Below are 20,862 nucleotides of genomic sequence, written 5' to 3'. Positions count from 1 at the left end.
CTTTTTATGCAATCGCTGACACTACAACCCATTACTTATATTAATGGCTGCGTTAACTTACCCGGCTCTAAAAGTGTTTCTAACCGTGCGTTATTATTAGCGGCAATGGCACAGGGTACTACGCATCTAACTAACTTATTAGATAGTGATGATATTCGCCATATGCTGAATGCATTAACTCAATTAGGCGTTAGTTATCAACTCTCTGAAGATAGAACGCGCTGTACTGTTGAGGGTATTGGACATGCTTTAGTGGCTAAAAATAAGCTTGAAATCTTTTTGGGCAACGCTGGCACTGCAATGCGCCCATTAGCTGCTGCATTATCCTTAGGAAATAACCAGATCATTTTAACCGGCGAGCCACGAATGAAAGAGCGACCTATTGGACATTTGGTTGATTCTTTACGCGAAGGTGGTGCTAAGATTAATTATCTTGAGCAAGAAGGTTATCCCCCATTACAAATTTCTGGAGGATTTACAGGTGGTAATATCCAAGTTGATGGTTCAGTATCCAGTCAGTTTTTAACCGCGTTATTAATGGCTGCGCCATTGGCGAACAACGATAGCAAAATTACTATCAATGGCGATTTAGTTTCTAAGCCTTATATTGATATTACATTGGCCCTGATGAAAACATTTGGAGTGAATGTTAAAAATCAAAATTATCAATCTTTTGAAATTAGAGGCCAGCAGCAATATCAATCACCAGGCGAATATTTAGTTGAAGGCGATGCATCTTCTGCCTCCTATTTTCTGGCAGCTGCAGCGATTAAGGGCGGAACTGTTCGTGTTACAGGTATCGGTAAAAATAGCTTACAAGGTGACACTAAATTTGCCAATGTGTTAGAAAAAATGGGCGCAATTATTCGTTGGGGCGAGGATTATATCGAATGTGAGCGCGGTAAATTGGTTGGTATTGATATGGATATGAATACTATTCCTGATGCAGCGATGACTATTGGTACGGTTGCACTGTTTGCTCAAGGTGAAACTATTATTCGGAATATTTATAACTGGCGAGTAAAAGAGACGGATCGTTTATATGCAATGGCGACAGAATTGCGTAAAGTCGGGGCCGAGGTAGAAGAAGGGTATGATTATATTCGTATAACTCCACCATTAAAGCTACGTCATGCAGAGATAGAAACTTATAACGATCACCGAATTGCAATGTGTTTTTCATTAGTTGCATTATCAGATACGCCGGTAACTATCTTAGATCCAGGTTGTACAGCTAAAACGTTTCCAACTTATTTCCAACAACTGGAAAAATTAACGCATTAATGAAGTCAGTCAAGTGGTATGGTTAACGGATAAATTCCGGTTTTTCGTTATCGATATAGTGTTGATATAACTATAAGCCGGTTTTTTATTTTATAGCTAATAAATAGCGCTAACTTACAGTTAGTTAAATAGAAAATATTAAATTTTTTTGTCTCATTAAAACCCTCTAGGTTTCACAAAATCTTGCAGTGAGTATAATACGGGGCACAGTATTGTTCGACGGAGAATAGATAAACTATTCTGCGTACAAAAGGAGACCCCTATGGCGGCGATAGCCCCTGTAATTACTGTAGATGGGCCAAGTGGAGCGGGTAAAGGGACACTTTGTCAGGCGCTGGCAAAAGAACTGGAGTGGCAACTTTTAGATTCCGGTGCAATTTATCGCGTTTTAGCGTTAGCTGCCCTCCATCATCATGTTGATATCCAGTCTGAGGATGCTTTAGTTCCATTAGCGGCAAATTTAGATGTGCGTTTTGTGCCTGAAGGTGAACAACTGAAAGTTATCCTCGAAGGGGAAGATGTCAGTAATCAAATTAGAACCGAAACAGTCGGTAATACTGCATCACAAGCCGCGACTTTTCCGCGAGTTAGAGAAGCTTTATTACGTCGTCAACGGGCTTTTCGTATTCTACCGGGATTGATTGCTGATGGTCGAGATATGGGCACAGTAGTTTTTCCTGATGCACCCGTAAAAATATTTTTGGACGCTTCAGCAGAAGAACGTGCTCATCGCCGGATGAGACAGTTGCAGGATAAAGGGTTTAATGTTAACTTTGAGCGTCTTTTAGTCGAAATTCAGGAACGTGATTACCGTGATAGGAATCGTGCTGTCGCGCCGTTAGTGGCGGCTAAAGATGCACTCATTCTGGATTCGACCAGTATGTCAATTGATGAAGTTATCGAAAAAACGCTGACATACGCAAAAAAAATTCTTAATTTATCTAAGTAATTGGCTTTGTTTTAGCTTATAATTAGATAATATACAACTCTATTAGTGCGTTCTCGAAATAGGAACCCACTATAAATAACCCTTTGACAAGGAATGTTGCAGGGTATGTGAAACAACCCCATCTGGCAGGATGCTAAATGGACGTTAAAATATAAACTCTTGAAGATCATTAATATGACAGAATCTTTTGCTCAACTCTTTGAAGAATCCCTGCAGAATATTGAAACCCGTCCGGGTTCTATCGTACGCGGCACCGTTGTTGCTATCGATAAAGACGTTGTTCTGGTTGACGCAGGTCTGAAGTCTGAATCTGCAATTCCAGTAGAACAATTCAAAAATGCTCAGGGTGAGCTAGAAATCCAGGTTGGTGATGAGATTGACGTTGCTCTGGATGCAGTCGAAGACGGTTTCGGTGAAACTGTTCTGTCTCGTGAGAAAGCTAAACGCCATGAAGCATGGTTAATGCTGGAAAAAGCTTACGAAGAAGCAGAAACTGTAACTGGTGTTATCAACGGTAAAGTTAAAGGCGGTTTCACCGTAGAACTTAACGGTATCCGTGCGTTCTTACCTGGTTCTCTGGTTGATGTTCGTCCAGTGCGTGATACTACTCACCTGGAAGGCAAAGAGCTAGAGTTCAAAGTTATCAAGCTTGATCAGAAACGCAACAACGTTGTTGTTTCTCGTCGTGCTGTAATCGAATCTGAAAACAGTGCAGAGCGCGATCAACTGCTAGAAAACCTGCAAGAAGGCATGGAAGTTAAAGGTATCGTTAAGAACCTTACTGACTACGGCGCATTCGTTGATCTTGGCGGTGTTGACGGCCTACTGCATATCACTGATATGGCTTGGAAACGTGTTAAACATCCAAGCGAAATCGTCAATGTTGGCGATGAAATCAACGTTAAAGTTCTGAAATTTGACCGTGAACGCACTCGTGTTTCTCTGGGTCTGAAACAACTGGGCGAAGATCCTTGGGTCGCAATCGCTAAACGTTACCCAGAAAGCACTCGTCTGACGGGTCGCGTTACTAACCTGACTGATTACGGCTGCTTCGTAGAAATCGAAGAAGGCGTTGAAGGTCTGGTTCACGTTTCAGAAATGGATTGGACTAACAAAAACATTCACCCATCTAAAGTTGTTAATGTTGGTGATGTTGTTGAAGTTATGGTTCTGGATATCGACGAAGAACGTCGTCGTATCTCACTGGGCCTGAAACAGTGCAAATCTAACCCATGGCAGCAGTTTGCAGAAACTCACAACAAAAACGATCGCGTTGAAGGTAAAATCAAGTCTATCACTGACTTTGGTATCTTCATCGGTCTGGAAGGCGGAATCGATGGTCTGGTTCACCTGTCAGACATTTCTTGGAACGTTACTGGCGAAGAAGCTGTGCGTGAATACAAGAAAGGCGACGAAATCGCTGCAGTAGTACTGCAAGTCGATGCAGAACGTGAGCGTATCTCTCTGGGCGTTAAACAATTAGCGGAAGATCCATTCAATAACTACCTGGCTGTTAACAAGAAAGGTGCTATTGTAAACGGTAAAGTAACAGCTGTTGATGCTAAAGGTGCAACTATCGAGTTGGCTGACGGTGTTGAAGGTTACTTACGTGCTTCTGAAGCAACTCGTGACCGCATTGAAGATGCAACCCAAGTTCTGAACGTTGGTGATGCAGTTGAGGCTAAATACACTGGTGTTGATCGCAAAAATCGCGTAATCAACCTGTCTGTTCGCGCAAAAGACGAAGCTGATGAAAAAGATGCTATCGCTACTGTGAACAACAAACAGGAAGATACTAACTTTGCAAACAACGCTATGGCTGAAGCTTTCAAAGCAGCTAAAGGCGAGTAATTAAGTGAGATTAGGGTAGTCGATGATTACCCTTGTTATAACGGTAGTTTAGGGAGGTACTATGACCAAGTCGGAATTAATCGAAAGACTTGCTAGCCATCAATCTCATCTTTCAGCTAAAACCGTCGAGGATGCTGTAAAGGAAATGCTTGAGCACATGGCAGATACATTGGCTAGTGGAGAGCGTATTGAAGTTCGTGGATTCGGCAGTTTTTCTCTTCACTACCGTGCTCCACGTGTTGGTCGTAATCCTAAGACAGGTGATAAAGTTGAGCTGGAAGGTAAATACGTTCCACACTTTAAGCCTGGCAAAGAATTACGTGACCGTGTGAATGAGTGCTTTCAAGAATCAAATAGTTAGCACGCATCATAGCTTAATTATGTAAATTAAAACGACACTTTGATTTTTATTAATCGGTGTCGTTTATTTTTTCTAGCATGATTTACCCCTCCTATTCTCTGTTTATACTAAATTTTTAGTATTTCACTAGTATATTAGCCTTAGTTCTATTATTGATTGTTCTATTAATAATTATTATCTTCTTTGTTATAACTTAATTTTCTATAGTGATATTGTCGACAGTAGGGATAGTTGATTCATTTTATACATTAATTATGTATTTTTCACATTAATTAAATTAACTGTGAACTACTTTGCAAAAAATAAAATTCATCTCTGTGCGTTACATTTAATATTATAAACCACAATCTAAAAATAACTTTCATTCGGCTTATTTCTTTAAGATTATTATATTATTAATAGCTAAGATGATAATTAAACAGCAAGGATGCTGATGGCAGCAATTAAAAATTTAGTGTTATTGATAAAATTCAAGGATACGTTAAATATAAATTATGCATCAATAGCATTATTTATTGGATTATTACCATTATTATATTTAAATAATATCCCTAACATTACTACTCATGTTTTTGTTATATTATTTTCGATTGCACTGTTGCTATTGAGTATAGTGAATATATACGTTAAGTTTTTTATATTTATGGCGATGTCACTGTTATGGGGAAGTTGGCATGCGAGTGAATTACTTAATTATATAAACAAGTTTAGTAGAGGAATATATAATACTCATGTAACGGTAATTACTGTTCCTATTGAGTATAAAGAACATCAAAAAATAAAAGTAAGAATAGACTCACTCGATGGCGTTGATATATTTCCAGCGCTTTATGCTTACTGGTATCCAGCAAAAAAATCAGATATTAAAATTTGTGCGGGCCAACGATGGCAATTTCAGAGTAAATTATATCCAGTACATTCTTTGTTAAATGAAGGTGGATTTGATAGCCAGCGACATTATATTGCTCAGCGTATATTAGGTCGATTGAAAAATTCGAATGAAAATTTGATTGATTCATCGTGCTCTTGGCGTCAAAAAATAATTGATTATTATTTAACACATATTAATCAGCAAGTTAATCGCGGGGTTATTTACGCGCTGATGTTCGGTGAAAGAGGATTATTAGAGCCACAACAATCACAATGGTTACAAAAAACAGGTGTAAGCCATTTAATTGCCATTTCAGGATTACATATTGGAATTGCTTATTTTGTTGGTTTCTATTTTGCTCGACTTATACAGTTTTTCTTTGCTTATAAATATATTTATTTAGGTTTTGCGATATCTATTGGATTATTAATAGCTATAATTTATAGCTGGCTATCAGGTTTATCGATACCGGCTATTAGGGCTATTTTCGCGCTCTCATTAGCCATTTATTTACGAAAACAGCCTTTTTATTGCTTTCCGTGGCAATGGGCAATTCTTAGTATGGGGCTGATCCTATTATTTGATCCCCTGGCAATTCTCTCAGATAGTTTTTGGCTTTCCAGCATTGCCGTATTAGCAATTCTCTATTGGGGATCGACAATTCAGCTCAATCGTAGTATTTATATCGATTGGCGTTTGAAATGGATTAAATTATTACACTTACAATTTGGCTTACTTTTATTATTAATTCCAATCCAATTAATTATTTTTAACGGATTTAATCCTGCCGGATTATTGGCTAATTTATGGTTGGTTCCATTAATCTCTTGTTTAATTATTCCGTTATTATTACTGATTTTTTTATTACCATTTGATTATCTTCAGTCATTATTATTTGAGTTTATTGATATGGTTTTATCAATGAGCTTATCCCCATTACCTTTCTTAGCACAGTTTTGGTTAAAGGGAGAATTTATTTCACCGTGGTTAGTGGCTATCAGTGGATTATTACCCATTATTTATATTTTTGGTTGGTACCGTTCATACTACAATTTAATTGCCTGCTTTCTTTGTTTAGCTATTGGTATTTACCCACAACCGGAAGCTAAAGGATGGCGTTTAACTATGCTTGATGTCGGTCACGGATTAGCTATTATCATACAGCAAGGTCGGCAAGCTTTAATTTATGATACAGGAAAAAGTTGGCAAGGAGGTGACGTTGCACTAAGTCATATTATTCCTTTTCTGAACTCTCATAGATTAGAACCAATTGGTATTATTTTGAGTCACGACCATCTTGATCATACGGGGGGAGTGGTATCTTTACGGCATCATTATCCGGGAATTTCGTTACGCAGTAATTTTGGTAATAGGGAACATTTGCCTTGCCATCGCGGCACGAAATGGCGTTGGAAAGATCTCATATTTACTGTGGTATGGCCAGTTAATGGGAAGAAATTATCACATAATAATGATTCTTGCGTTATTCAAGTTACTGATGGATATAATAAAATATTATTAACTGGTGATATTGAAAAGCGAGGAGAAAGAGAGTTAGTAGCGTTAGATAAAATGGCTTTAACTTCAAATATTATTCAAGTTCCACATCATGGTAGCAATACCTCATCTACTGAATTATTTTTACGCAATGTTATGCCAAATTTAGCTTTAGTTTCAGCGGCTCGCTATAGTCAGTGGCAAATTCCTTCTCCTAAAGTGCGAGATAGGTACCAAAAAGCGAATATAGATTGGTTAAATACATCTCAGCAAGGACAGATAACATTATGGTTTAATAGAGAAAAAATAGTAAAATCAAGTTATCGAGTTGAAATTCAACCGCGTTGGTTTCATCAGTGGTTTGGTGAAATAGCAATTCCCGAGTAGAATAGGGCGCTTATTTTAAGTTTTGGTAAAATTAGAATGAATGATAAAGATCTTTCAACGTGGCAAACGTTTCGTCGTTTATGGCCATCAATTGTGCCATTTAAAGCAGGTTTAATTGTTGCAGCAATCGCTTTAGTCATAAATGCTGCAGGCGATGCATTTATGATCTCCTTATTAAAACCGTTATTAGATGAAGGTTTTGGTAAGTCTAATATTGATACATTGAAGTGGTTACCCTTAGCCGTTCTTGGGCTGATGCTAATTCGTGGTGCATCAAACTTTGTATCGACATATTGCGTTTCCTGGGTTTCAGGAAAAGTTGTTATGAACATGCGTCGGCGTCTATTTAGCCATATGATGGGGATGCCGGTAAGTTTCTTTGATCAACAATCTACCGGAACGCTATTATCTCGTATTACTTATGATTCAGAGCAGGTAGCATCGTCTTCCTCTGGTGCACTGATCACTATTATCCGTGAAGGTGCTTATATTATAGGTTTGTTCAGCTTAATGTTTTATTATAGCTGGCAGTTATCACTGATCTTGATTGTAATTGCACCTGTTGTATCTATTGCTATTCGTATTGTTTCCAAACGTTTTAGGAATATTAGTAAGAATATGCAAAGCGGCATGGGGCTAGTCACTACCAGTGCTGAACAAATGTTAAAAGGCCATAAAGAAGTTCTTATTTTTGGTGGTCAAAAAGTTGAAACTGAACGTTTCAACAAAGTTAGCAATAATATGCGCCGTCAAGCAATGAAGATGGTGACTGCATCGGCAATCTCTGATCCTATTATTCAGATGATCGCTTCGTTAGCATTGGCTTTTGTTCTGTATGCAGCTAGTTTTCCTGAAATCATGGATACTTTAACGGCAGGGACTATCGGTGTTGTCTTCTCTTCCATGTTTGCGTTGATGCGTCCATTAAAATCATTAACTAACGTAAATGCGCAGTTCCAGCGCGGTATGGCAGCATGCCAAACCTTGTTTGCCATTTTAGATATGGAACAAGAAAAAGACGATGGAAAACGGGTGTTGAAGAAAGCCAACGGTGATATTGAATTTAAAAATGTCACTTTTACTTATTCATCTAAGGACAGCCCAGCATTACAGAATATCTCGTTTACTATTCCTGCGGGTAAATCGGTCGCTCTTGTCGGTCGTTCAGGTTCAGGTAAATCGACCATTGCTAATTTGATCACTCGTTTTTATGACATCGATGAAGGCAGTATTACTATTGATAATCATGATATTCGTGAATATACCTTATCCTCCTTACGTCAACAGGTCGCATTAGTCTCTCAGCACGTTTATTTATTTAACGACACCATTGCTAATAATATCGCCTATGCGACAGATGGCAGTTTTAGCCTTGAACAAATAGAGAAAGCTGCAGAAATGGCTTATGCCATGGACTTTATCAATAAACTGGATAATGGACTTAATACTGTCATCGGTGAAAACGGTGTGATGCTATCTGGTGGGCAACGCCAACGTATCGCGATAGCCCGTGCATTATTACGTGATTCACCTATTTTGATCCTTGACGAAGCCACCTCTGCGTTAGATACCGAATCAGAACGCGCAATTCAGGCCGCATTAGATGAATTACAGAAAGATCGTACTTCACTGGTTATTGCCCATCGCTTATCTACAATTGAAAATGCAGATGAAATATTAGTGGTGCAGGATGGACAAATTATTGAACGCGGAAATCATAAAGTCTTGATTAATCAAGATGGTGCCTATGCTCAGCTGCATAAGATACAGTTTAGCCAATGATTGAGCGGATATGGGCTGGCCGCTCATGGCTATATATCTTGCTAGTGCCGTTATCACTGCTGTATGGCATGATAACGACGCTGCGTCGACTGTGTTATAAGATTGGGATATTGCGTTCATGGAAGGCTCCAGTACCCGTGGTTATTGTGGGTAATTTAACCGTAGGGGGAAATGGCAAAACTCCTGTGGTTATTTGGCTGACAGAGAATCTACAGCAAAAAGGTTATTCGGTCGGCGTGGTATCCCGCGGGTATGGTGGTAAAGCGGCACATTATCCCTTAGTTATTACCAATAAGACTACTACTATCGAAGGCGGTGATGAGCCAGTGTTAATTCATCAGCGTACGGGTGTTCCAGTCGTTGTTGCTCCACGTCGTAGCGATGCTGTTAAAGAATTATTATCATTGTACGATATAGATATCATTATTGCTGATGATGGCTTGCAGCATTATGCTTTAGCTCGTGATTATGAAATTGTCGTTATCGATGGTCAGCGTCGTTTTGGTAATGGTTGGTGGTTGCCGGCTGGACCCATGCGCGAATATGAAGGACGCTTAAATACAGTAAATGCATTAATTACAAATGGCGGCACTCCCCAGAGTGGTGAAATATCGATGTTACTGAAAGGGGATCAAGCGATAAATATAGTTACTGGTGAAAAGCGTCAGGTTAGCGAGTTACAACAAGTTGTAGCTATGGCAGGAATTGGGCATCCGCCACGATTTTATGCTTCATTAAAGAATAAAGGGGTTAACGTAATTGCAGAATATTCCTTTGCCGATCATCAAGTGTATCAACAGCAGCAATTATCAGCATTAGTCTCGCCTTCTCAAGTATTATTAATGACTGAAAAAGATGCGGTAAAATGCCATTCGTTCGCGCAGGAAAATTGGTGGTACTTACCGGTAAGTGCTTATTTAGGCTCTCCGGGAGCGGAAAAAATGTTATCTGAGATTGAAAAAAAGTTAGAATGGTATAAAAAAACTTGAGTATTTTTTTTTACTGTGATATTTATACTAACATCGTGTTCGCAGTATATTCGTTTTAAGGCTTAAAATTTAAGTTCTAGGACTTAAAATAACCATCTTAAATGATAACTTTATTACTTTAGTTTACTTGCAATACTCATCATCAAAAAGGTAAAACCTCGGTGATTAGTACAAGTAAATGCAATAATGTAATCTAGTCTAATAACATGTGAAACATAAAAATATTCTCGCATTACTCTTTGATACAGTCTGCATTGTCATATAAATGTCAAAATTTACTGTTAATCTCTTAAGCAGTGATGCAAGAGTGTGGATTTTAACTAAGCTTAAAAAATAATAGCTTAATTAAACAAAAAACTAAGAAAGGTTATCTGATTATTATCAGAAACTATTATTGAATAATAAATACAAAAACTACTCTATATATTAAATTTAAATCGGCAAAATAGTGGGGCTTAATGGAAGAGTAGTCACATCAAAGCAATAAAGAGAATTATTGCTAGATGCACAAAAGGAGCTTTATCATGAATTTACAATTACATCTCGGCCGCGTTAAATGGTTTGATCAGCAACAGGGTTATGGTTTTATTTCCCCATCTAATGGTGGTGATGATATATACGTAACTCGTAAATCAATTGCGAATACTAAAATCAAATCGTTAATGGAAGGTCAGAATGTCGAGTTTTCTGTAACTCGTGGATCAACAGGTATAACAGCAGCTGATGTTATCGCCTTTTAATTAAAACAGACCTCTCAAATGCTTTCTTTTCTTACCAACAAAATTTTAGTAAATAAAAACTTTTGGTCAATAAAACAGAAAGGAAAGCCATTTCAAAAAGATTAAAGTTAACGGTGATGGCACCTTGTGATATTCTGATCCCAAAATGAGTTAAATCCATTTGGGAGAAAACATGGATCACCGTTTACTTGAAATCATTGCCTGCCCCGTTTGCCATGGTAAGTTAAGTTATAATAAAGACAACTTAGAGCTTATTTGCAAAATCGATCATCTTGCATATCCAATTCGTGATGGGATCCCCGTGCTATTGCAAAATGAAGCTCGTGAATTACCGATGGATGAAGGTAAATAAACCGTGTTTACAGTTATTATTCCTGCTCGCTTTGCATCGACACGTTTACCGGGCAAGCCACTAGCCGATATCCATGGTAAGCCGATGGTCGTTCGGGTAATGGAACAAGCATTAAAATCTGGGGCTTCACGGGTTATTATTGCTACTGATCATCAAGAGGTCGTTGATGCAGTTCAACATGCAGGCGGTGAAGCCTGTATGACGGATTCAAATCATCATTCTGGTACTGAGCGTTTAGCTGAAGTTATTGATAAATACCAATTCGCGGATGATGAGATTATTGTTAATGTTCAGGGGGATGAGCCATTAATTCCTCCTATGATTATTAGCCAGGTAGCTAATAATTTAGCTAATAGTCAGGCTGAAATGGGCACTCTAGCGGTACCTATTAATAATGCAGAAGAAGCATTTAATCCGAATGCGGTAAAAGTAGTGATGGATCAATCCGGCTATGCACTCTATTTTTCTCGTGCAGCAATCCCATGGCAACGTGATCAGTTTGCGGTCAATAAACAGATTATTGGCGATCACTTTTTACGTCATATTGGGATTTATGCTTATCGTGCTGGCTTTATTCGTCGTTATGTTACATGGCCGGCCAGTCCGTTGGAAAATATTGAAATGTTAGAGCAGTTAAGAGTGCTCTGGTATGGAGAGAAAATCCATGTCGCTGTCGCGGCCCAAGCGCCAGGGGCGGGTGTCGATACGCCAGAAGATTTAGACTCAGTACGTAAAACATTTGCTCAGTTATTGGCATTGTAATTTATCTGAATTTAAGTTTCTTGTGAGAGGATAGCGCTAGTGAGTTAGGTTCAGCTGATATTAGTTAGCTTAGATTATTGCTATAAAAACGTAACAGATAATGTGGCCGATAGCGCTAATATAATCTCGAAAAAATAAAAAATAGCCAAAACAATCGACTAAAAAATAAAAAGGTGTGATTTTTATCACACCTTTTTTTGATCTAAATTTCAGCCGGCGACTGGAGAAAGAAGCATTTTGATAACAGTTACTTTGCAGAAGCTACTCCGCAGTCATGGTTTCTGGTGTTGTTAATAACGGTTCAGATGCAGATTTTTGGGTATTATCAGGTTTAAATCGTTGCCAAATATTGCCGAGAGTCTCATACCAAGCGCGCTCTGCATGGCCAAAATAATAGGCGGAGGGAAGATATTTCTCCCAAGCATTGAGTGGTGAATTGATGACTAACTGATTAGCTGGGGCAGCGATAGGCTGCATTTGTCTGGCCAGAAAAAAGCGTTCTGCCCGTGCCAGATGACTGGCTGATGTAACCAGTAAAAATGGTTGCTTGCCGACAATTTTTTCTACTTCGTAGGCTTCTTCTTGAGTATCTTTAGGGCGAGTCAGCGCAATTGTATCTGATGCGGGCACGCCTAATGACTGAGCAACTTGTGCGGCAACTTCGGCACTACTCAGGCTATTTTTACCCGGACCACCAGTGAAAATCAATTTACTACCAGGGTGTTGCAGATATAACCGAATACCTTCGGTAACACGGGGTAAGCTGTTATTCAATAAATTTGAGCTGGGTGCCCATTCAGGATTATAGGTAAAACCACCACCTAAGACCACAATATAATTGATGGCGACGGGATGGTTATCTAATAACTCGTAACGTTTTTCATAACCTGATTCTATTGGAGCGAGTAACTTATCTGCTACTGGCTGTAATCCGAGCAATAAAATGCATACTAAACTAAGAGTTACACAGCACTTTCCGCTTTTTTGCCAGTGGGTAAACCAGAGTAAAATCAGACCGATAAGTCCGATAATTAGCAACGCAGGTAATGGCATCAGCAGTGAGCCCAGGTATTTTTTTAGAATGAATAACATCAGTGTCCTTTATTTGTCGGAATTATCATCAGTCGGTTGGGTATCTAGCAGTAATCGGCGCTCACCTGTGCCAAATGCACGTTATTATCTGTTATACTTGACATAATTCAAGTTGCCAATATGTCGAGAATAAACAATATATCCCGTTGTATTTTATCTATGTGGCTTAAACTCTCAACAGTTGATAATTTATCTGCCGCTATCGCGGTAATAATGACAATATAGTGCTATTTACCTTTTGCTTATAGACTGATTAATCGGTGTCCTGACTTGCTGGGAATTAAATGACAATGATAGCGGCAGGAAGACATTGACTGGGGTTTATAATTTAAGTTTATTATGCAGTGACATAAGCGTAGTTAGTAAGCTAATTGACTGTTTGGATTGACTTAAATAATAATCTCTGCAAATAAAATTATTCTGAGTTAGCGTTGTAAAGAGCGAATAAATATTGCTAGCATGCTGATAACATGAAATATAACAGAGATAGATGATACCGAAAAAGTATCGAGAGAATAATAATTAGGTAGAACATGGCAGATCGCAATTTTGATGATATCGCGGAAAAATTTTCAAACAATATTTATGGCACTACCAAAGGTAAAATTCGTGAAGCGGTAGTGTGGCAGGATCTGGAATATTTGTTAGCGACTGAATTTCCTGCGCGGTCATTGCGTATTCTAGATGCTGGCGGTGGTGAAGGTCATTTTGCGCGAAAATTAGCTGCACTTGGTCATCAAGTAATACTTTGCGATTTATCCGAAGAGATGTTGGAACGGGCTAAGTTGGCAGCAGATGAACAAGGTGTTGGCCAGCAAATGCACTTTATTCATAGTGCGGTACAGGATATTCAACAGCACATTGATGCGCCGGTTGATCTGGTTTTGTTCCACGCAGTACTTGAATGGATAAGCGATCAAAAATATGCAATTCAAGTTCTGACAGATATAATTAAGCCCGAAGGCGCCTTGTCTATTATGTTTTATAATGCCAATGGTTTAGTGATGCGCAATGCTATTTTGGGCAATTTTCATTTAGCCACGCCGAATATCCAGCGCCGCCGTAAACGTTCGTTATCACCGCAATATCCGCTAATCCCTGAACAGGTTTATCAGTGGTTAGAAGTGCTTACGCTAAAAATTATCGGCAAAAGTGGAGTACGGGTATTCCATGATTACCTACAGAGTCGTCAATTGCAGAATAAAGATTTTCCTGCGCTGCTCGAATTAGAGCAACGCTACTGTCGGCAGGAGCCTTATATCAGCCTTGGGCGATATATCCATGTGATGGCAAAAAAAATAAATAGAAAGGACGAAATATGAGTGAATTTTCCCAGACCGTCCCCGAGCTCGTGTCCTGGGCACGCAAAAATGATTTTTCGCTTTCGCTTCCCCCAGAACGTTTGGCTTTTTTACTGTCGGTTGCGGTACTGAATAGCGAACGAATTAATGGTGAAATGACTGAAGCTGAATTGATCGACGCCTTTCGTGAAGTATGTAAAGGGTTCGAACAAACCACAGAATCATTAGCGGTTAGAGCCAATAATGCCATCAATGATATGGTGCGCCAAAAACTGTTTAATCGATTTAACAGTGACATTATTGAAGGTAATTCAATTTACCGATTAACGCCATTGGGTATGGGGATCAGTGATTACTATATTCGTCAGCGTGAATTTTCGACCTTACGTTTATCCATGCAGCTATCAATAGTCGCAGGTGAATTATTAAATGCGGCTGAGTCGGCAGAAGAAGGCGGAGATGATTATCATTGGCATCGCCATGTTTTTGCACCGCTAAAATATTCGGTTGCTGAAATATTCGACAGTATTGATATGTCTCAACGTATCATGGATGAGCAGCAAAATAGCGTTAAAAATGATATTGCAGCGCTGCTTGATCAAGACTGGCAGGCAGCGATTGCTAATTGCGAACAGTTACTTTCTGAAACCTCCATTACCTTGCGCGAGTTACAAGATACCTTAGAGGCCGCCGGTGATAAATTACAGGCTAATTTATTGCGTATTCAAGAAGCTAACATGAACGCGCCAAGATTCTCTGAGCCTGTTGATAAGCTGGTATTTGATCTACAAAATAAACTCGACCGCATCGTAAGCTGGGGGCAACAATCCATCGATTTATGGATTGGTTACGACCGCCATGTTCATAAATTTATTCGTACCGCGATTGATATGGATAAAAATCGTATTTTCTCGCAACGCTTAAGACAATCTGTCCAGCATTATTTTGATAGCCCGTGGGCATTAACTTATGCTAACGCAGATCGCTTGTTAGATATGCGCGATGAAGAACTAATGTTGCGAGATGAAGAGGTCACAGGTGAATTACCTGATGAGCTTGAGTTCGAAGAATTTAGCGAAGTAAATGAACAACTGGCTGCACTGATGGAAGCTGAATTGGCGGTATATAAACGCACTCAGCAACCGCTGGATATTGGTAAAGTATTACAGGAATACCTACAACAATATCCTCAGAAACGGCATTTTGATGTTGCCCGTATTGTGATTGATCAGGCAGTCAAATTAGGTATAGCAGAGGCTGATCTGTCAGGAATATCGGCGGAATGGTTAGCGATTAATGATTACGGAGCCAAGGTACAGGCAAATGTCATCGACAAATATTGAACAATTTATGTCAGTAAAACTGGCACAGGCATTAGCTAATTCACTGTTTCCGGAATTAGATAGCCAACTTAGATCTGGACGCCATATCAGCATTGATGATTTAGATAATCATGCTTTTTTGATGGATTTTCAGGAGTCATTAGAGCATTTTTACAGCCGCTATAATGTTGAATTAATCCGAGCCCCTGAAGGCTTTTTCTATTTGCGTCCGCGCTCAACTACGCTTATTCCACGTTCGGTATTATCTGAACTAGATATGATGGTCGGAAAAATTCTTTGTTATCTTTATCTGAGCCCAGAGCGGTTAGCCAACCAGGGAATATTTACTTCACAAGAACTTTTTGAAGAAGTTATTTCGTTGGCTGATGAAAATAAATTACTCAAGTTCATTAATCAGCGTTCAACAGGCTCTGATCTGGATAAACAAAAATTACAGGAAAAGTTACGAACCTCATTAAATCGCTTACGGCGGTTAGGTATGGTGCATTTCCTACAAAATGACAGCAGCAAATTTACTATCATGGAATCAGTTTTTCGTTTTGGTGCTGATGTTCGCAGTGGTGATAATCCACTCGATGCCCAATTACGTTTGATCCGTGACGGTGAAGCGATATCGTTAGAAAGTAAATTATCGTTAGATATTGACGAAGATGAAGACCAAAACCATGAAGCGGCAGGTGCGGAGGATGAACAGTTATGATTGAACGCGGAAAATTTCGCTCACTGACGCTGATTAACTGGAATGGTTTTTTTGCCAGAACATTTGATTTAGACGAAATGGTCACCACTCTTTCTGGCGGTAATGGCGCGGGTAAATCAACGACTATGGCCGCCTTTATTACGGCAATGATCCCCGATTTAACATTGTTGCATTTCCGCAATACTACCGAAGCTGGGGCAACCTCGGGCTCCCGCGATAAGGGCTTGCACGGTAAACTGCGTCCGGGCGTTTGTTATGCCATCCTAGATGTGGTCAATTCTAAGCATCAACGTGTGCTGGTGGGGGTTCGTCTACAGCAAGTCGCGGGACGTGATAAAAAAGTCGATATTAAACCTTTCATGATCCAAGGGTTACCGACTGCCGTGGTACCAACGGAAATTCTAACCGAACTGCTTGAAGGGCGTCAGGCGCGAGTTATTGCCTTAAATGAGCTAAAAGATCGCTTTGATGATACCGAAGGCGTACAATTCAAACAGTTTAACTCGATTGCAGATTACCATTCTACCTTATTTGATTTAGGGGTTATTCCACGTAAACTGCGCTCGGCCAGTGATCGTAGTAAATATTATCGGCTGATTGAAGCCTCATTATACGGTGGGATTTCCAGTGCGATCACCCGTTCATTGCGCGACTATTTATTGCCAGAAAATAGCGGTGTACGTAAAGCCTTTCAGGATATGGAATCCGCATTACGTGAAAATCGGATGACCCTTGAGGCTATTCGCGTTACCCAGGCCGATCGAAATTTATTTAAACATTTAATTAGTGAGGCAACAGATTATGTCTCTGCTGATTATATGCGCCATGCTAATGAACGCCGTATTCATTTAGATGCTGCGATAGCGGCGCGTAGTGAATTATTTATTAGCCGCAAACAGTTAGCACATGAACAAATACGTCATATCGAAATGGCGCGTGAATTGAATGAACAAAGCGCTGTTTCGAGTGATTTAGAAACCGATTATCAAGGCGCTTGTGATCATTTAGGGCTGGTACAAACGGCAATACGCCAGCAAGAAAAAATCGACCGCTATCAATCAGATATCGAAGAACTGACATATCGACTTGAAGAGCAAGCTGAAGTTGTTGAAGAGGCAAACTCACTGCATGCTGAATTTGAAGCTAGATCAGAAGCGGCAGAAGCCGAAGTTGATGAGTTAAAAAATCAATTGGCGGATTATCAACAAGCATTGGATGTTCAACAAACGCGTGCTATTCAATACCAACAAGCGTTACAGGCGCTTGAACGTGCCCGTGAGTTGTGTGGATTAGCTGATTTATCAGTAGATAATGCGGCTGAGTGGCTAGAAACCTTTGAAGCCAAAGAACAGCAAGCGACTGACGCATTATTAGCCTTAGAACAAAAAATGAGTGTAGCTAATGCTGCACATAGCCAATTTGAACAGGCATACCAGCTAGTAAAAAGTATTGTGGGGGAAGTAACCCGCGGTGAAGCTTATCAACAAGCCCGTGAATTATTGCGTGATTGGTCATCTCAGACCCATTTAGCTGAACGTATCCAACCGCTACGTATGCAGTTATCTGAGCTTGAACAACGGTTGAATAGTCAACAAAATGCCGAGCGCTTACTTAATGAGTTTTGTAAACGCCATGGCCAACGCTATCAGCCGGATGAATTAGATCAGTTGATGGCTGAGCTCGAAGCACAGCAAGAAGAGTTAAGCTTACAGGTCAGTGACAGTGGCGAGCATCGAATGCAAATGCGCCAAGAGATTGAACAAATTAGTTTGCGAGTGCAGCAATTAACGGCAAAAGCGCCTATTTGGTTAGCGGCACAGGATGCATTGAGTCAACTCAGCGAACAAACGCAACAATATTTTAGTGATGGTCATGAAGTCACTGAATATATGCAGCAATTGCTTGAACGTGAGCGTGAAATTACCGTTGATCGCGATGAAATTGCGGCACAAAAACGCCAGCTGGAACAACAAATTGAACGTTTAAGCCAACCAAGCGGTGCTGATGATAGCCGCATGTTGTCTTTGGCCGAGCGCTTTGGTGGTGTTTTACTGTCTGAGATTTATGACGATATTACCATTGATGATGCGCCTTATTTCTCGGCATTATATGGTCCTGCCCGTCATGGTATTGTGGTTCCCGATCTCTCGGTTGTTCGCCCATTACTCGATACATTGCAAGATTGCCCTGAAGATATCTATTTTATTGAAGGCGATCCGCAATCATTTGATGACAGTGTATTTAATGCCGAAGAGTTTGATAATGCGGTATTAGTGCAGTCATCAGAGCGTCAATGGCGTTTTTCTCGCTATCCTGAAGTCCCTCTGTTTGGTCGTGCTGCGCGTGAGAATCAGCTAGAAACGTTAAGTTTACAACGAGATAGCTTGGCTGAACGTTATGCTACCTTGTCATTTGATGTACAAAAAATTCAACGTTTACATCAATTATTTAGCCGCTTTGTTGGTAAACACATTTCTGTGGCTTTTGAGGATGATCCTGAAGCTGCATTGCGGGAACTAAATCAAAAACGTACTGAATTAGAACGTGCATTTACCCAGTTTGATCAACAAACACAGCAGCAACGTCAACAGTTTACGCAAGGTAAAGAGAATCTGGCGGCACTGAATAGACTGATTCCACTGATCGGCCTATTGATGGATGAAACTTTGGTTGATCGCACAGAAGAAGTACGAGACGAGTTAGCCGAAGCTGAAGAAGCCGCTGATTTCTTAAATAAACATGCGCGTTCACTGGCTAAACTTGAACCTATTGTATCCGTGTTACAGAGTGACCCAGAACAATACGAACAATTAAAGCATGATTATGAAGGGGCTAAACACAGTCAGCAATTAGCTAAACAGCAGGCATTTTCTTTAATTGAAGTGGTGCAGCGTAGAGCGCATTTCAGTTACAGCGACTCAACAGGTATGGTTAATGAGAATGCTGATTTAAATGAAAAATTACGCCAGCGTCTGGAACATGCCGAAGCAGATAGAAGCCGAGCGCGTGAGCAATTACGCCATCATCAATCTCAGGCAGCGCAGTTTAATCAAGTTTTAGCCTCATTACGTAGCTCGTATGAAACTAAGCAAGATATGCTGAAAGAGCTGATGGACGAGATGTCGGCTATCGGTGCTAAATCTGATCCTGAAACAGAAACGCGAGCGCGTCAGCGTCGTGATGAGTTACATCAAGCGGTGATGAGTAACCGTACACGGATAAATCAGTTGGAAAAACAACTGACTCTGTGTGAAGCCGAGATGGATAATTTACAGAAACGTATCCGTAAAGCTGAACGCGATTATTATCAGTTACGCCAACAAGTTGTTACTGCCAAGGCGGGCTGGTGTGCAGTAATGCGTTTAGTTAAAGATAACGGTGTAGAACGTCGCTTGCATCGTCGCGAGTTGGCTTATCAAGATGGCGATAGCCTGCGTTCGATGTCGGATAAAGCGTTAGGAGCACTGCGTCAAGCGGTTGCGGATAACGAACATTTACGCGATGTCTTGCGTTTGTCCGAAGATCCAAAGCGTCCGGAACGCAAAATTCAGTTCTTTATCGCTGTTTATCAGCATCTGCGTGAGCGTATCCGTCAGGATATTATTCGTACTGATGACCCTATTGACGCCATCGAGCAGATGGAAATTGAGTTGGCGCGGTTAACCGAAGAGCTAACGGCCCGTGAGCAAAAACTGGCGATTAGCGCGAAAAGTGTGGCTAATATTATTCGCAAAACTATTCAACGCGAACAAAACCGTATTCGACTGCTGAATCAGGGATTACAGTCAGTATCCTTCGGTCAGGTCAAAGGGGTACGCTTGAATGTTAATGTGCGCGATAGCCACGCTTTACTGCTGGATGTGTTATCTGAAGATCATGAACAGCATCAGGATTTATTTACTAGCCAACGCCTCACTTTCTCTGAAGCCATGGCGAAGCTGTATCAACGTTTAAATCCTCAGGTCGATATGGGGCAACGTTTACCGCAGACTATTGGTGAAGAATTACTGGATTACCGTAACTATTTGGAGCTAGATGTTGAAGTTAATCGTGGCTCAGAAGGTTGGTTAAAAGCTGAAAGTGGTGCATTATCCACCGGTGAAGCGATTGGTACCGGTATGTCAATCTTGGTGATGGTTGTTCAAAGTTGGGAAGAAGAATCTCGGCGCTTACGAGCGAAAGATATTATTCCATGCCGTTTATTGTTTCTTGATGAAGCCGCGCGTCTGGATGCTAAATCTATTGCCACGTTATTTGAACTTTGTGAACGTTTACAGATGCAATTAATTATTGCGGCACCAGAAAATATTAGCCCAGAGAAAGGGACGACTTATAAATTGGTGCGTAAAGTTTTCGGCAATAATGAACATGTGCATGTTGTAGGTTTAAAAGGTTTTGGTCAAGAAAATGCATCTATTGTTAATGACGATAATCTAGATATTATTTCGCAAGTCGAGGAATAATAAACAGCTAAACAGCTAAACAGCTAAACAGCTAAACAGCTAAACAGCTAAACAGCTAAACAGCTAAACAGCTATTTAATAGCAGAATAAATTGACCGATATTATTAATAATATCGGTTTTTTTTATGTCAAAGATTT

Annotated in this window: 15 protein-coding genes; 14 read left to right on the top strand and 1 reads right to left on the bottom strand. The window is 40.1% G+C overall.

All coding sequences use genetic code 11. The annotated features are described in order from the left end of the window. Window positions 1-6 precede the first annotated feature (6 nt). The 10 genes from aroA to kdsB all read left to right on the top strand — a co-directional run bounded on the left by aroA (window position 7) and on the right by kdsB (window position 11,825). Complete coding sequence (gene aroA / locus M992_RS12245) at window positions 7-1,284, top strand: 3-phosphoshikimate 1-carboxyvinyltransferase (RefSeq protein ID WP_053908844.1); 1,278 nt, start codon at window positions 7-9, stop codon at window positions 1,282-1,284. Between the two features lie 262 nt (window positions 1,285-1,546). Continuing rightward, window positions 1,547-2,233, top strand: coding sequence for a (d)CMP kinase (cmk, locus tag M992_RS12240; RefSeq protein WP_053908843.1), 687 nt, complete (start codon window positions 1,547-1,549; stop codon window positions 2,231-2,233). A 174-nt stretch (window positions 2,234-2,407) separates the two neighbouring features. Next, complete coding sequence (rpsA, locus tag M992_RS12235; RefSeq protein ID WP_047255491.1) at window positions 2,408-4,084, top strand: 30S ribosomal protein S1; 1,677 nt, start codon at window positions 2,408-2,410, stop codon at window positions 4,082-4,084. Between the two features lie 61 nt (window positions 4,085-4,145). Further along, window positions 4,146-4,445: an integration host factor subunit beta gene (ihfB, locus tag M992_RS12230; protein WP_047255490.1), complete on the top strand. Its 300-nt coding sequence runs from the start codon at window positions 4,146-4,148 to the stop codon at window positions 4,443-4,445. 427 nt (window positions 4,446-4,872) lie between these two features. Then, window positions 4,873-7,200 carry a DNA internalization-related competence protein ComEC/Rec2 gene (locus M992_RS12225; protein WP_315970601.1) on the top strand — a complete coding sequence of 776 codons (2,328 nt, stop codon included), beginning with the start codon at window positions 4,873-4,875 and terminating at the stop codon, window positions 7,198-7,200. A gap of 36 nt (window positions 7,201-7,236) precedes the next feature. After that, the gene (msbA, locus tag M992_RS12220; RefSeq protein ID WP_053908842.1) at window positions 7,237-8,982 is read left to right on the top strand and encodes a lipid A ABC transporter ATP-binding protein/permease MsbA; all 1,746 of its coding nucleotides are present in this window, start codon (window positions 7,237-7,239) and stop codon (window positions 8,980-8,982) included. After that, on the top strand, window positions 8,979-9,971 hold the full coding sequence (gene lpxK, locus M992_RS12215; RefSeq protein ID WP_053908841.1) for a tetraacyldisaccharide 4'-kinase: 993 nt from the start codon (window positions 8,979-8,981) through the stop codon (window positions 9,969-9,971). Before msbA ends, lpxK begins: the two co-directional genes overlap by 4 nt. A gap of 524 nt (window positions 9,972-10,495) precedes the next feature. Then, on the top strand, window positions 10,496-10,711 hold the full coding sequence (locus tag M992_RS12210; protein ID WP_047255486.1) for a cold-shock protein: 216 nt from the start codon (window positions 10,496-10,498) through the stop codon (window positions 10,709-10,711). Between the two features lie 172 nt (window positions 10,712-10,883). After that, window positions 10,884-11,063 carry a Trm112 family protein gene (locus M992_RS12205; protein WP_047255485.1) on the top strand — a complete coding sequence of 60 codons (180 nt, stop codon included), beginning with the start codon at window positions 10,884-10,886 and terminating at the stop codon, window positions 11,061-11,063. 3 nt (window positions 11,064-11,066) lie between these two features. Continuing rightward, window positions 11,067-11,825, top strand: a complete 759-nt coding sequence (gene kdsB / locus M992_RS12200; RefSeq protein WP_053908840.1) for a 3-deoxy-manno-octulosonate cytidylyltransferase — start codon at window positions 11,067-11,069, stop codon at window positions 11,823-11,825. 261 nt (window positions 11,826-12,086) lie between these two features. On the opposite strand, the gene elyC is transcribed toward kdsB, so the two are convergent. Next, window positions 12,087-12,917, bottom strand: a complete 831-nt coding sequence (elyC, locus tag M992_RS12195; RefSeq protein ID WP_053908839.1) for an envelope biogenesis factor ElyC — start codon at window positions 12,915-12,917, stop codon at window positions 12,087-12,089. Between the two features lie 533 nt (window positions 12,918-13,450). Here elyC and cmoM point away from each other — a divergent pair. Genes cmoM through mukB form a run of 4 tightly spaced genes read left to right on the top strand, consistent with a single transcriptional unit; the run spans window position 13,451 to window position 20,724 of the window. Further along, window positions 13,451-14,239, top strand: a complete 789-nt coding sequence (gene cmoM, locus M992_RS12190; protein ID WP_053908838.1) for a tRNA uridine 5-oxyacetic acid(34) methyltransferase CmoM — start codon at window positions 13,451-13,453, stop codon at window positions 14,237-14,239. After that, entirely contained in the window at window positions 14,236-15,561 is a 1,326-nt protein-coding gene (gene mukF / locus M992_RS12185; RefSeq protein WP_053908837.1) for a chromosome partition protein MukF, read from the top strand. The genes cmoM and mukF overlap by 4 nt, the downstream gene beginning before the upstream one ends. Continuing rightward, window positions 15,542-16,261 carry a chromosome partition protein MukE gene (mukE, locus tag M992_RS12180; protein ID WP_047255480.1) on the top strand — a complete coding sequence of 240 codons (720 nt, stop codon included), beginning with the start codon at window positions 15,542-15,544 and terminating at the stop codon, window positions 16,259-16,261. The genes mukF and mukE overlap by 20 nt, the downstream gene beginning before the upstream one ends. Next, on the top strand, window positions 16,258-20,724 hold the full coding sequence (mukB, locus tag M992_RS12175) for a chromosome partition protein MukB (RefSeq protein ID WP_053908836.1): 4,467 nt from the start codon (window positions 16,258-16,260) through the stop codon (window positions 20,722-20,724). The genes mukE and mukB overlap by 4 nt, the downstream gene beginning before the upstream one ends. Window positions 20,725-20,862: the final 138 nt, after the last annotated feature.

This window comes from Moellerella wisconsensis ATCC 35017, from assembly GCF_001294465.1.
In the GTDB taxonomy this organism is placed as follows: domain Bacteria; phylum Pseudomonadota; class Gammaproteobacteria; order Enterobacterales; family Enterobacteriaceae; genus Moellerella; species Moellerella wisconsensis.
Note: the sequence above shows the minus strand (reverse complement) of the source record. Positions and strands in the feature narration are given on the sequence as shown.